This window comes from Geminicoccus flavidas, assembly GCF_009806515.1.
Classification (GTDB): Bacteria; Pseudomonadota; Alphaproteobacteria; order Geminicoccales; family Geminicoccaceae; genus Geminicoccus; species Geminicoccus flavidus.
This window is the reverse complement of the sequence record NZ_WUJP01000214.1, coordinates 1-12,727: the sequence shown is the minus strand read 5'-3', so window position 1 is coordinate 12,727 and position 12,727 is coordinate 1. Positions and strand designations below refer to the sequence as shown.

At 66.1% G+C, this 12,727-nt stretch carries 13 protein-coding genes; 12 read left to right on the top strand and 1 reads right to left on the bottom strand.

The genetic code is table 11. The features are described 5' to 3' along the window. Nucleotides 1-51 precede the first annotated feature (51 nt). The 9 genes from EQG76_RS05800 to EQG76_RS05760 all read left to right on the top strand — a co-directional run bounded on the left by EQG76_RS05800 (nucleotide 52) and on the right by EQG76_RS05760 (nucleotide 9,293). The gene (locus EQG76_RS05800; RefSeq protein WP_159711433.1) at nucleotides 52-882 is read left to right on the top strand and encodes a hypothetical protein; all 831 of its coding nucleotides are present in this window, start codon (nucleotides 52-54) and stop codon (nucleotides 880-882) included. 10 nt (nucleotides 883-892) lie between these two features. Continuing rightward, nucleotides 893-1,138: a hypothetical protein gene (locus EQG76_RS05795; protein ID WP_159711431.1), complete on the top strand. Its 246-nt coding sequence runs from the start codon at nucleotides 893-895 to the stop codon at nucleotides 1,136-1,138. Nucleotides 1,139-1,218: 80 nt separating this feature from the next. Next, nucleotides 1,219-2,862, top strand: a complete 1,644-nt coding sequence (locus tag EQG76_RS05790; RefSeq protein ID WP_159711429.1) for a phage tail sheath subtilisin-like domain-containing protein — start codon at nucleotides 1,219-1,221, stop codon at nucleotides 2,860-2,862. A gap of 30 nt (nucleotides 2,863-2,892) precedes the next feature. Then, nucleotides 2,893-3,315, top strand: a complete 423-nt coding sequence (locus tag EQG76_RS05785) for a hypothetical protein (RefSeq protein ID WP_159711427.1) — start codon at nucleotides 2,893-2,895, stop codon at nucleotides 3,313-3,315. Nucleotides 3,316-3,377: 62 nt separating this feature from the next. Beyond that, the gene (locus tag EQG76_RS05780; protein WP_159711425.1) at nucleotides 3,378-3,782 is read left to right on the top strand and encodes a hypothetical protein; all 405 of its coding nucleotides are present in this window, start codon (nucleotides 3,378-3,380) and stop codon (nucleotides 3,780-3,782) included. After that, nucleotides 3,739-3,999, top strand: a complete 261-nt coding sequence (locus EQG76_RS05775; RefSeq protein ID WP_159711423.1) for a hypothetical protein — start codon at nucleotides 3,739-3,741, stop codon at nucleotides 3,997-3,999. Before EQG76_RS05780 ends, EQG76_RS05775 begins: the two co-directional genes overlap by 44 nt. Further along, nucleotides 3,996-6,905, top strand: a complete 2,910-nt coding sequence (locus tag EQG76_RS05770) for a phage tail tip lysozyme (protein WP_200840584.1) — start codon at nucleotides 3,996-3,998, stop codon at nucleotides 6,903-6,905. Before EQG76_RS05775 ends, EQG76_RS05770 begins: the two co-directional genes overlap by 4 nt. After that, nucleotides 6,902-8,431, top strand: coding sequence for a hypothetical protein (locus EQG76_RS05765; RefSeq protein WP_159711421.1), 1,530 nt, complete (start codon nucleotides 6,902-6,904; stop codon nucleotides 8,429-8,431). The genes EQG76_RS05770 and EQG76_RS05765 overlap by 4 nt, the downstream gene beginning before the upstream one ends. Beyond that, nucleotides 8,424-9,293 (top strand): hypothetical protein, encoded by an 870-nt coding sequence (locus EQG76_RS05760; RefSeq protein WP_159711419.1) that lies wholly within the window; start codon nucleotides 8,424-8,426, stop codon nucleotides 9,291-9,293. The genes EQG76_RS05765 and EQG76_RS05760 overlap by 8 nt, the downstream gene beginning before the upstream one ends. On the opposite strand, the gene EQG76_RS05755 is transcribed toward EQG76_RS05760, so the two are convergent. After that, nucleotides 9,290-9,499: a hypothetical protein gene (locus EQG76_RS05755; RefSeq protein WP_159711417.1), complete on the bottom strand. Its 210-nt coding sequence runs from the start codon at nucleotides 9,497-9,499 to the stop codon at nucleotides 9,290-9,292. The genes EQG76_RS05760 and EQG76_RS05755 overlap by 4 nt on opposite strands. A gap of 211 nt (nucleotides 9,500-9,710) precedes the next feature. Here EQG76_RS05755 and EQG76_RS05750 point away from each other — a divergent pair, with 211 nt between their 5' ends. The 3 genes from EQG76_RS05750 to EQG76_RS05740 are packed head-to-tail and all read left to right on the top strand — an operon-like array spanning nucleotide 9,711 to nucleotide 12,604. Then, a complete protein-coding gene (locus EQG76_RS05750) occupies nucleotides 9,711-10,871 on the top strand; it encodes a hypothetical protein (protein ID WP_159711415.1) in 1,161 nt (386 codons plus the stop codon). Further along, complete coding sequence (locus tag EQG76_RS05745) at nucleotides 10,868-11,488, top strand: LysM peptidoglycan-binding domain-containing protein (RefSeq protein WP_159711413.1); 621 nt, start codon at nucleotides 10,868-10,870, stop codon at nucleotides 11,486-11,488. Before EQG76_RS05750 ends, EQG76_RS05745 begins: the two co-directional genes overlap by 4 nt. Continuing rightward, nucleotides 11,489-12,604: a baseplate J/gp47 family protein gene (locus EQG76_RS05740; RefSeq protein ID WP_159711410.1), complete on the top strand. Its 1,116-nt coding sequence runs from the start codon at nucleotides 11,489-11,491 to the stop codon at nucleotides 12,602-12,604. Nucleotides 12,605-12,727: the final 123 nt, after the last annotated feature.

Below are 12,727 nucleotides of genomic sequence, written 5' to 3'. Positions count from 1 at the left end.
TCATGCAGGCAGGTTACCGTCACGCCTGGGTCGTGACGGCATCATGTTGCCATGATCCATACGGTCCAATCCCTTCCTGTCGGCAATGCGCTGCGGCTGTTTCTGTCGCCGCCGGCTGACGCGCTGCGTTGGCGCATCCTGCGCAAGGGAACGGATGACTTCGCCGGCCCGGAGGATCCGGGTGCGGTGCTTGTCTACGTGGGCGACGAGAAGGCCGTCCTCGACACCAAGGCGCTGACCAACGACCTGGCCGCGTTCTACCGGCCCTTCTACTGGATCGACGGCGCCTGGGTCGATGGTGGTGCCAGCGCCTCCGGCACGCCGCGCGCCACCTATCAGGACGCCAGCACCGACGTGCTCACCGTCGTCCGTGACCGGCTTGCTGCTGGCCTGGAGGTCGAGCTCCAGCGCAACGTGCTGCGTCACCCGACCGGACAAATTCAGGTCCTGACGGCGCCGCCCCAGGCCGACAATGCCCGCCTGCCGCTGGTCACGGTGCAGCTCGTGTCCGAGGAACCGCCCGAGCGCGCCGCCGGCGATGAGCTGGACACCTCGTTCGACGCCATCGGCGGCGTCTGGGTGGACAGCGAGGGCTGGCTCGCCCGCGTGACCCTGTCCGTCACCGGCTGGTCGCTGAACCCCCAGGAGCGCAACGCGCTGCGCCAGGCCCTGCGTCGGATCATCGTGGCGAACCTGCCGGTGTTCGATGACGCCGGCATGCTGAAGATCGAGTTCAGCATGCAAGACCACGATGCGGTCAACGATGAATTCAAGGCCCCGCTTTACCTGACGAATGGCTCGCTGGTCTGCTTGGCGCCTGTCGTCGTCACCAACGAAGTGCAGACTATCCGCGTCGTCGAAACGGATCTTCTTGCCGATTAATGAGGAAATGATGGCTAAGACCACTGCTGCAACCAACCCGGGCGACGAAGCCCAGACCACTCCCGCAACCGTGAAAGATGACCCGGCCGCCGAGAAGGTCACGCTCGACGAGTTCTGCCTGCGGCTGTCCGCGTCGGTTCGCCGGCCCGAGCTGATCAACGGCTTCTACTACGTCGAGACCAAAGCAGGGCGCGTCAAGGATTACGAAAGCGCCTTCAAGTCTCGCTTCGACGCATTCGTCAAAACTCCCGTCTGATTGGAGCAATCATGCCTGTTTTCTTCGATGGCCGTCTGCTTGTCTCGCCCACCACCGCTTCGAAGGTGGACGACAGCGCGATGGCGAACAAAAACCTGACCGTCGGCAACGTCGTCGCCTTCATCGGTCGGTCGCTCGGCGGTAAGCCGAACACGGCGCTGCGCTTCGGCACGCCGTCCGAGGCGGAGGCGGTGCTGGTCGAGGGCGAGCTGCTGGACGCCGTGCGCGCCGCGTTCGACCCGAGCCCGGAAACCAATGCGCCGCAGTCGGTCGTGGCCGTCCGGGTGAACCCGGCGGAGCAGGCTTCGCTGACCCTGCTGGACGCCAGCTCCAACCCGGTGATCACGCTCAAGTCCACCGACTACGGCCTGCGCAACAACCAGATCAAGGTGAAGGTCGAGACCGGATCGACCGCCGGCAAGAAGCTGACCACGCAGTTCGGCAACGACTACTACACCGCTGACAACGTCGCGCGGAACGCCTTCGGCGTGCAGTACAGCGGCGCTGCCGCCACGGCCACGATGTCGATCACCGGCACCAGCATCGTGCTGCAGGCGCCCTCCGGCACCACGATCGACACGATTGAACTGGCGACCTTCAAGACCGTGCAGCAGGTCGTGGATCGCATCAATTCGCTGACGGGCTTCGCGGCGTCGGTGAAGGACGGCAACAACAACAAGCTCGCCCTGAACGGCCTGGACTATGTGACCAGCCAGGATGTGAAGACCGCCGAGTTCGTGGTCACCGCGAACCTGCAGGCCATCATCGACTGGTTCAACAGCTCGGGCGAAGGCTTTGTCACGGCCACCCGTGGCGCCACCGCCGGTGCTGTGCCTGGAAACGTCGGCTTCACGTACCTGTCCGGCGGCTCGGATGGCATCGTCACCAATGCCGAGTGGGCGGATGCCTACGAGACCCTCCAGACGGTGGACGTGCAGTGGGTGACCCCGATCTCGCCCGAGCCCTCCATCTGGGCCATGAACGACGCGCACGTCTCCTTCATGTCGAACAACAAGAAGGAACGCCGCGCCATCGTCGGCACCGACCTGGGCACGTCCAACGAGGACGCGATCTCGGCCGCCAAGTCGCTGAACAGCGACCGGACCTCGCTCGTGCACATTGGACACTACAGCTACGACCCCCAGGGCAACCTGGTACTGCGTCCGGCCTACCTGACCGCCGCCCTGATCGCTGGCGCGTTCGCCGGCGTGAACCCGGGCACGCCGATGACCAACAAGGCGCTGAAGGTCGTGGCCCTGGAGCGCGACCTGCGCAACCCGACCGAGACCGACGTGCTGATCAACGGCGGCGTGCTGTGCGTCGAGAACACCGACACCGGCTACAAGGTCGTGCAGTCGATCAGCACCTGGCTGATCAACAGCAACTACAACCGCCGCGAGGTCTCCACCGGCGTTGCTGTGGACTTCACCGCGCGCAACTGGCGCCAGGCCGTCGATTCTCTGCGCGGCTCGAAGTCGAACCCGCTGCTGATCTCCCAGGCCATCAGCCGCTCGGACAGCGTGCTGCGCGAGCTGTCGCGGCCCGAGCCGCAGGGCGTGGGCGTGCTGGCCGGCGACGAGGCCAACCCGCCCTACAAGAACATCCAGGCCAGCATCGAGGGTGATGTCCTCCGGCTCCAGGCGCAAGTCTCGCCGGTCATCCCCAACAACTACATCCTGATCACGATCGCTGCGGTGCCGTGGTCCGGCTCGGCCTCGGCTTAATCGTTGGATCGCACCCGGGAGTAATCAGCAATGCAACAAAATATCAAAGTACGGTCGGGTAACCGGATCGTCGTGCGGTTCGACGGCAAGGAAATCGGCCTGATCCAGAACGTCAGCATGAACGACGACTACGCGCCGGAGCCCGCCTCGGGCGTCGGCGACATCCACGTCGCCGAATGGGTGCCGACCATGGCCCGCCACACGCTGAACGTGAGCGCCATGGTCCTGCGGCGCGGCGCCATGCTGGAAGCCGGCATCGCCATGGAGAACGGCGACGCCGTCCTTCAGGGCTTGGTGTTCGATTTCGAGTCCTATGACAAGGACACCGGCGACCTGCTGCGCAAGTACATGGGCTGCTCCTACGCCTCGGGCAGCATCGAGATCCAGAAGCACGCGATCACGGTGCAGCAGGCCGTGTTCAACGCGCTGGATGTATCCGGCCTGGCTGCCTAGCGCGTCCACGCCCCACGACAGCCGCCTGCTGGCGGCTGTTTTCTATCTCACCAGGAAAACTCATGGCCCGCCTCCCCAACCGCACCGATTTCACTGTTCCCGTCGAAGGCATCGGCGCCTTCACCTTCGGCAAGCGCAAGCTGCGCGACGAGCTGGCGATCGGCTCGGAATACTCGCGCCTCACCGAGGGCGTGGACACCCCCACGCCGTGGCTCGAGGCGGTTGCCGGCTGGATCGCCGCGCTGAAGGTGCTCACGGTCGCGGCCCCGGATGGCTGGGACATCGACGAGATGGACCCGCTCGACCCGGACACCTACGCGAAGCTGCGCAAGGTGCACGCCGCCCTGCGCGAAAAGGAGGGCTCCTTTCGCCGCTCTGGCGATGCAAACGGCCAGGCGGACGGGCAGGGAGTGGTCCCGGACAATGGAGTTCGCGTTCCGGCGCCGGTACAACCTGCCGCCGACTGACCCGCGTTTCCTCGACGCCACGCGCGAAGAAATCGCTGCTGATTTTTGGGCGCACCATTACGCCGAAAGCAACGTGACGGAAGAATTCGAGGATACCGAGTTCGATGCCGACGAGATTACTGCGCAATGGGCCAAAGAAGATGCGGCCGCTGGCCGGGCAGGTGATCCTGACGACGAATTCGAAACGGTGATTGACACCACCAAGGGCATTTCATGAGCATCAAGATCCCGGTCGAAGCCAAGTTCGACACCGGCGACGTCTCCCAGGCCACCGCGAAGCTGGTTCAGCAGATCAATGCGGTGGGCAAGGCCGTCGCCGAGGCCAACAAGGTCAAGTACAGTCCGATCAGCAAGGCTTCGATCGACGATCTGAAAAAGATGCAGGCTCAGTACGAGAACCTGCAGAAGATTTCGGGTGCCTTCAACTCGAAGCTCAAGGCTACCGGTCAAAAGGGTCAGGACTTCTTCAGCCTGGACTGGTCGAAGATGTACTCCGACCCTGCCGTGCGCGCCCGCGCGATGCGGCAGCACTTCGAGTACGTCACCGGGCGCACCTTCACCGCGTCGACGCCGCCTGCGCAGCCGCCCGTCCCGCCTGGCACGCCGCCCGCGCCGCCGCCACCGCCGGGCCATCCTCCCGGCCCCGGCTCGTCTCGGGTGATCGGCCGGCAAATTCTGGCGTCGGGCCTCAATGCCGCCGGTCCGGTCGGCGGCGTCACCAACACCGCGATCGGCATGGGGATGTCGGGCGGCGTTATCTCCGGCTTGGCCGGCCTGGCGGGCGGCCTGGTGGCGCTCGCCGTCGGCAAGGCCGTGGGCGGGGTCCGCGACAAGATCGGCGACGCCGAGCAGGAGGCCATCCGCTACGACACGCTCAAGCGCACGCTGGGCGACGTGAACGTCGGCTTCAACCTGCTGCGCGATAGCCTGCGCACGGCCTCCAAGGAGCTCGACGTCACCTTCGAGGAAGGCCAGCGCCTGGGACTGGAGTTCGCCAAGGCGGCGGGCCTGCGGCCGGGCGACGCCGATTCGCTCGCCGAGGACGTGCTCGTCAACGCCGGGTTCGCGCGCGCTTTCGGCCTCGATCCGTCGCAGAGCAACAACTTCTTCGGCCAGATGCGGGAGATGGGCGTCACCCGCAACGCCAACGATTCGCGCGCGCTGGCACTGATGATCGGCGAGGCGATCGACAAGTCGGGCACCTTCTCCAAGGCCGACGAGGTGCTGGCGGCGATCGCCAACTTCACCCAGCAGCAGACCCGCCTGGGGCTTACCGCCGCCAACGCCAGCGGCTACTCGTCAATGCTCACCGGCCTGATGGGCAGCGGCATCCCGGGTCTGGACCCGCAGGGCGCGGCCATGATGCTTGGCCGCGTCAACGCCTCCATCCAGGCGGGCGGCGCCGCCGGCGAGGCCGGCCAGAACTTCACCTATGCGGCGCTCGGCCGCCGGCTGGGCCTGGACCCCATCCAGACGCGGCTGCTGCAAGAGCAGGGCGCGTTCGGCACCGGCGCCGACACCTTCAAGAGCGGCGGCGTCTACGACCGGTACCGGTCGATGTTCGGCGGCTCGTCGCCGGGCACGGCGTCCGGCTCGGCCGCGACCAACCTCCAGATGCTGATGGACAAGTTCAAGGAGGTCTATGCCGGCCGCCCTGAACTGATGGCCAGCGCCATGAGCAACTATTTTGGCATCAACACCTCGCAGGCGATGGCCCTGGCTACGACCTCGCCCGCCGACCTTGGCGGCGTCATGGGTCGCCTGGGGCGCCAGGGCGTCGATCTCAGCAAGGTCAACGCCAAGGGCATCTCGACCCTGGCGCGCATCAACTCCGGCGACCGCTCGACGCTCGACGAGGTTGCGGGCGGCCTGTTCAACCGGATCGGCAGCGACGCGCTGTCGGATAAGGATGCCCGCCGGCTGCGCGACGCGATGGCCAGCGGCAACGAAGAACAGATGCGCGACGTCCTGTCGGAGCTCGTGGCCACGCGCGACCAGGAGAAGACCGAGGGCTCGGAGACCCGCCGCACCATCGTCGGCGTGCAGAACGAGCTGCAGGAGCTGGCCGCCAAGATGATCCCGCTCATGAACGACATGCGCGCGGGCATCCTGCTGATGGCTGGCGGCAAGGACAAACTCGGGCCCATGGGCATCCGCCTGGCGGTGGCGGAGAACGAGGCGAACGAGCGCAAGGCGGCGGTCGACGCCGGCTTTGCCCAGCGGATCAAGGCCGCCCAGGACGAGGCCAAGCTCGCCAAGGCGGAATCGGAGCGGCTGCGCCAGGAGCAGATGGACCTGGCCAAGACCGGCCAGTGGGCGGGCAAGCCGCTGGAGGAACGGCAGGCTCATGCCGCCGAGGTCGAACGCCTCCAGCAGGTCGAGGCCGACGCGACCGTGCGCGCCCAGGGGCTCCAGAAGGAGCGCGAGGCGGCCAGCAAGGGCGCCGACCAGGCCCTGCAGGCTGAGCGGGCCAAGATCCGCGCCGAGTTCGGCAAGACGCCAGGCTCCAGCAGCGGACCCGTCAGCGGCACGATGAAGGACGCGGTGCAGGAACTCGAGCGCCTGGGCTGGTCCCGCGAGCAGGCCATCGGAATCGTGGCGAACCTCCAGGCCGAGAGCGGCATGCGCACGGATGCCGTGGGCGACAACGGCAAGGCGCACGGGGTCGCGCAATGGCATCCGGACCGCCAGGCCAAGTTCAAGGAGCTGTTCGGCATCGACGTGAAGGATGCCACGCTCAAGCAGCAGTTGGCATTCGTGGATTGGGAGCTGCGCAACACCGAGAAGTCCGCCGGCAACAAGCTGAGGGCCGCGACGTCGGTGGAGGAAGCCTCGACCATCGTGCAGCGGGAATACGAGCGGCCCGCCCAGGCCGACGACGCCTACAACAAGGCGAAACGCGAGGCGATCGCCCGGGACCTCTACGCCAGCATGCAGGACAGCCACAGCACGCCGCTGCCGGCTGGAGCGTCCGCCAGCAGCGGCGGCGCGGGCAGCAACACGCTCAACGTGCACGTCACCGGCACCATCAACAACACCGAGGGCAAGCCCGTCGGCACCGTCCAGCCCATGACGGTCGCCACCCGGACCGGCGCGCCTACCCCGTCCGGAGCCGCGCGATGAGCCCGACCGTCAAAGTCTACCAGCCTGGGGTCAGGGTGACCCTGTTCAAGACCGTGCGGCGGGCCTTCCTCGATGGCACCAACCCCGTCTCGATGCGCTTTAGCGACCAGGACGAGGTGATCGACCTCACGCCCTTCCTGGGCGAGGGCAGCGGCGTGCGCACCTCCAAGTCGGTGCGTGAGCCCGCCGGCGGCTTCTCGCTCACCTTCGCCGACAAGCCGGTGAAGGGCACCAGTTCCTTCGAATCGCTGTTCGGCATCATTGAGCCCATGGACCTGATCGAGATCAGGATGCGCCACGACCCGCCCGACTTGATCGGCAACGTGATCAGCGCTGGCGGCAGCGACAAGGACCCAACCCGGCCGACCATCGTGATGCGCGGCTTCGTGTCGGAGGTCGTGCGCGACGAGATCATGGCGGCCGACGGCAAGCCCACGCGCGCGATCGTGGTGAACGGCCAGGACTACGGCAAGATTTGGCAGCAGCTCCAGATCCGGCTGCTGCCGGGCTACGTGATCGGCGAGGACCTGCTGTCCAGCTTCCGCCTGTTCGAGCGGTTCGGCGTGGGCTTCAAGACGGTCATGCCGGCCAACGAGTTCATCGCCGAGGTGATCGACAAGATCATCAACCCCTACCTGGCGGGCTTCATCCCCGAGGACGCGCTGCTGCCGCGCGCGGTGATCCCTGACATCCAGGTGACCCATGGCGTCACCAGCATCGCGGGCATCCAGAGCCAGCAGGGCACGGTCTACGAGCTCATGCGGATGTTCACCGACGTCGGCGCGTGGAATGAGCTGTATCTTGAGGATCGCGAAGACGGCGTGCATTGCGTGTTTCGGCCGAACCCGGCCAAGGACCTGGACGGCGAGCTGATCTACAACAAGGTCCACAACGAGGACTGGTCGATCCCCAAGCCGATCATTGTGCCGGCAAAGGACATCGTGCAATCGCGCCTGTCGCGCTCGGATGCGAACGTCGCCAACTATTATTGGGTCCGGGCGCCACGCTTCGAGCTGGTCAGCGACATCGACGCGCGCCTGTTCGCGATCCAGGGCAACGACCGCGACAACGTCCTGCTCGAGAACTACCAGAACAGCGCCGTGAGCCTGTACGGGCTGCGCATGATGGACACTCAGACCGAGATGGGTGGCGATGCGGTGACGACCTTCAACAGCGGCCAGGACAAGCAGGACCAGCAGAAGCGCAACAACGACATGGCCGACTGGATCGGCCTGCGCCGCCGGGCCCTGGTCGAGCAGAACAAGGACAACGTGCTGCTCGAACGCGGCATGCTGCGCGTGCGCGGCAACGAGAACATCCGCGCCGGGTCGTACATCATGACCGATCGCGGCGGCATGATGGCAGAATACTACGTGGCCCAGGTGGACCACGAGTACATCCCGTTTCAGGGCTTCTTCTCAACTTTGACGGTCGATCGCGGCATGGGCTTTGTCGAGCGCGTCCGCCGCGAGGGCGGGGCATCCAGCCCGTACCTGGCCGAACTCTATGGTGGCATGGGTGGATAACGGACCTCTGCGCTGGGGCCGCGTCGCGGCCATTCATCCCGAGGACTACTCGGTCGATCTGGTCATGACCGATGACGGCGCGCACCTGGCGGGCGTGCAGGTGCTGGCGCCCATGGCAGCGACCAATGCCGGGTCCAATGACCTGTCGCCGGTGGCGACGCCGCGCAGCGGCAACAAGTGGGACCTGCGCCAGCCGACCGACCAGGACGTGCTGGCCGCCGTGCTGTTCTACGGGCGCTACCCGGTGGTGATCGGGTTCCGCTTCCCGCAGATTTGCCAGATGCTGTTCAAGGAGCTGGGCCGCCGGGTCAACCGGCACACCTCCGACGTCTATTCGACCACGGACGCCAAAGGCAACACCGAGTGGTCCCATCCGAGCGGCACCTATCTGCGCATCGCGGAAAGCCCGGACCACGAGGACCTGACCGGCAAGGACGTCGACGGCAACTGGAAGATCACCAAGAACACCGCCACCGCGCCGCACGTGCAGCTCGTCGTGGCGAATGCCGGCAGCCCGGTGGCGACCTTGCACATCGACCCGAGCGGCAACGTCAGGGTCGAGCACGACGGCAACTTCCTGCACAAGGTCGGGGGCACCTACACGATGGAATCGGCCGGTGCTGCCACGATTAAGGCGCCCAGCGTCACCAACGACACGCCGCAGACCACGATGACCGGCAACCAGTCGGTGGTAGGCGTCATGAACGTCGACGGCGAGGGCGGGACCGGCGGCGCCACCTCCACGATCAAGGGCTCGATCCGGGTGGTCGGTGGCGATGTGCAGGCCGACGACATCTCGCTCAAGGGCCACGGCCACAACGAGAACGATGCGGGCGGCCGGACCTCGGACGCGGTGCCCTAACGGTCGGTGGTGCGCATCCGGCGCAGCATGGCGAGGCAGTGCTCCTTGCCCTGGATCAGGATCCGGGGCGGGTAGCGATCGGCCCGATCCATGAACAGGGCCACCCGGTCCGAGGCGTAGTCCACGTACAGGGTCTGGCCGGTGTATTGCGGGATCATCCGCGACAGCTCCTGGGGCGAGGATATGCCCTGGAAAATGTCCCGCATGGGCATGCAGATGATTTCGGTATCCGAGGCCAACTGCCACTCATCGTCGGCGGCGTCACCGGCGTGGGCGGAGGTAACCATCAGGGCGGCTGCCATTGCCAACAAAGCGTGTTTCATGGTCGTGTCTGAAAATGGGTTGGAGTCCCGATTCTACTGCTCTGCTCAATTTTGAGCAATATTGGATTTTCCGTCGTGACGGCACACTCTGCGCATGAACTTCTCCACGCCCGCCAGTCAGAAGGCTGCTGAGCGCCCGATCAGCTTCGTGCTGAACGACCAAGCGTCGGGCGACGCGCCCGTGAGCGTCGATCTGGTCATCCGGCCGGAAGACCTCACGCGCACCGACACGTCGCGCATGAACGTTCAGCAGACCCTGGGCGGTGCCTGGGCCGACAACTTTGGCCCGGGCGTGCCGATCGTGAACATCGCCGGCAGCACCGGCTGGCGCGGGCAGGGGTTTGCCGGCGCCGACGGCGAGACCCGCTTCCGCCAGTTGTTCGACCAGGTGTTCACGCAGTGGCACGAGCGCCGCGAAGACGCCGTGCTTCAGGGGCGCGACCCGGACCTGGTGCAACTGATCTTCAGCGACACGCTCGACCAGTTCAGCGGCGTGGTGGCGCCGACGTCGTTCGTGCTGCGCCGCTCGAAGGCCAGCCCGCTGCTGTGCCGCTACCAGATTTCCATGGCGATCCTCGACCAGAACGTCGATCAGCTCGCCGGCCTGAACCTGTCCTCCGGCCCGCTCGGCAGCGGCCTGACTGAGAAGCTCGGCATCGCCAGCATCATCGATTCGGTCAAGAAGATCACCGCCTTCATCAACGAGGTGAACCAGTTCGTCCAGAACACGCTGGTGGCGCCGGTCAAAGCGTTCCTGCAGTTCACCCAGCAGCTCTACAGCGCGGTGCGCGGCACCATCGCGGCCATCGACAATCTCGCCGGCAGCTTCATCAGCATCGCGCAATCTGTCGCCCAGGCCGGCGTGAACATCTTCCGCACCCTGGCGGCGGTAGCCAGTATTCCCGGCCAGATCAAGACCCGCTTGCAGCAGATCGCGGGCGCCTACTCGAACATCTTCTGCGTGTTCAAGAACGCGCTGCGCAAGAAAATCTTCTACCCGGACTACACGCCCATGTTCGGCGCTTCGAACTGCTCGTCGACGGCTGGCGGCCGCCCGATCAGCACGATCTCTGGCGAGAACCCCTTCTACAAGGCGGTGCCCACTGGTGGCCCCGACCCGATCACCATCACGCAGAGCTCGAACACGGCGCTGCGCACCCTGGCGGCCAATGATCCGGTCCTGCAGCCGATGTCCACGGACCAGCTCGGCAGCACCATCCAGGCAGCCACCGACGGCATGGCGATCGCGGCATGAGCACTCAATTCGACCGCGAACTCTATGGCTATCGCTACGTCGAGGTTCGGCGTGGCGATAGCCTCCAAAAGATCGCCGCCCGCGAGCTGGGCGACGCCGGCCGCTGGTACGAGCTGATCGCGATCAACGACCTGCTGCCGCCGTTTGTCAGCGATACGGCGGCTGGCCCGCGCGTGGCCGTGGCCGGTCAGGCCATCATGGTTCCGGCGCCGACGCGGCCGGAGGTGGTCAACACCAATCCAGACCAGGTCTTCGAAGCGGACATGGCGCTGAACCGTGGCCGCCTCGAGGTGGAGGACGGCGACTTCAAGGTGGTCACCGGCCGTTCGAACCTGCGCCAGGCGCTCAAGCACCGCGTCGACACGGCGCGCGGCGAGCTGCTCTACCACCAGGACTACGGCTCGCTGGTCAAGCGCATGCTGGGGGCCGTGAACGGGCCCACCAAGGCGCTGCTGTGCGCCCAATACGCCCGCGCCGCCGTGGCCGCTGACCCGCGTATCGCGCGGATCCGCAGTGCCGTGGCGGACACCGTTGGCGACACCACCCGAATCACCGTCGTGGCCGAGCCGATCTCCGGCAATGCGGTCGAAGTATCGACCACGGCACAAGGATCATAGATGGCCTTTCAGACCAAGGATTTTGTGTCGATCGTTGCCTCGATTGGCAACGTGATGAAGTCCACCCAGAACAAGGTGACGGACTTCAACATCGGCTCGGTGTTTCGGACGCTGGTCGAGGCGCCGGCGGCTGAAATGGACGAGATGTACCAGCAGTTCGTCATCGGCCTGATCGAAGGCATCCAGACGGCGGTCTACACCTCGTTCAGCTTCGATCCGATCGATGCCGTGGCGGCGGCCGGCCTGGTGCGGGTGACCATCGAGGCCAGCGATCAGCCCGTGCTGATCCCGGCCGGCACCTCGTTCTCCCCGGCCAATGGCCGCGTGGACTACACGTCCAGCGAGGATGTCACGATCCCGCCGGGCAACACCTTCGCCGACATCCTGGTCGCCGCCGACTCGCCGGGCGTCATCGGCAACATCATGGCCGGCCAGGTCTTCACCCTGTCGCCCACCCCAGACGGCCTGGTCAGCGCCACCAACCTCGACGACTTCGCCAGCGGCACCGACGCGGAAAGCGAGGACGACCGCAAGGTCCGGTTCAACGCCTTCATCCAGTCCCTGAACCGGGGCACGGTGGCGGCCATCGACTACGGCCTGAAGTCCACGACGCGCGAAGATGCCCAGGGCAACCTGATCGAGCGCGTGGTGGCGGCGGCGGTCGTGGAGCCCTACCTCGACGACCCCAACCAGCCGATCGCCTGGGTGCAGTGCTACGTTCACAACGGTGTCGGCAACACCACCAGCGCCCTGGTCGAGCGGGCGCGGGAGGTGATCTACGGCTACGTCGACGCCAGCGGCAGAAAGGTGCCCGGCTGGAAGGCGGCCGGCGTCAAGGTGGACGTGCATGCGGCCTTCGAGCAGGTCGTGGACGTCGCCGGCGTGCTCACGCCGCTAGCCGGCTACGACAAGCCCACCCTGCTCACCCAGGCCGAGCAGGCGATCTTCGGCTACATTCGGTCCCTGGATATCGGCCAGCCGGCGATCCTGGCCGAGATCATCGCGCAGGTCATGGAGATCGAGGGGGTCTACGACTTCGTTCCTTCCGAGCCGCTGGCCAGCGTCCAGCCGAACAAGCGCACCAAGCTGATGCCTGGCGCGATCGACCTGACCTGACATGCAGCTCACTCCGAAGCTCCTGGCCTACCTGCACCGCATCTTCGTCGTCGAGGCGGATCAGTTCCTGGCCCTGCGGCTCACCCACCGCGATGGAATGTCCTGGAAGGTGGCCGACGCCCG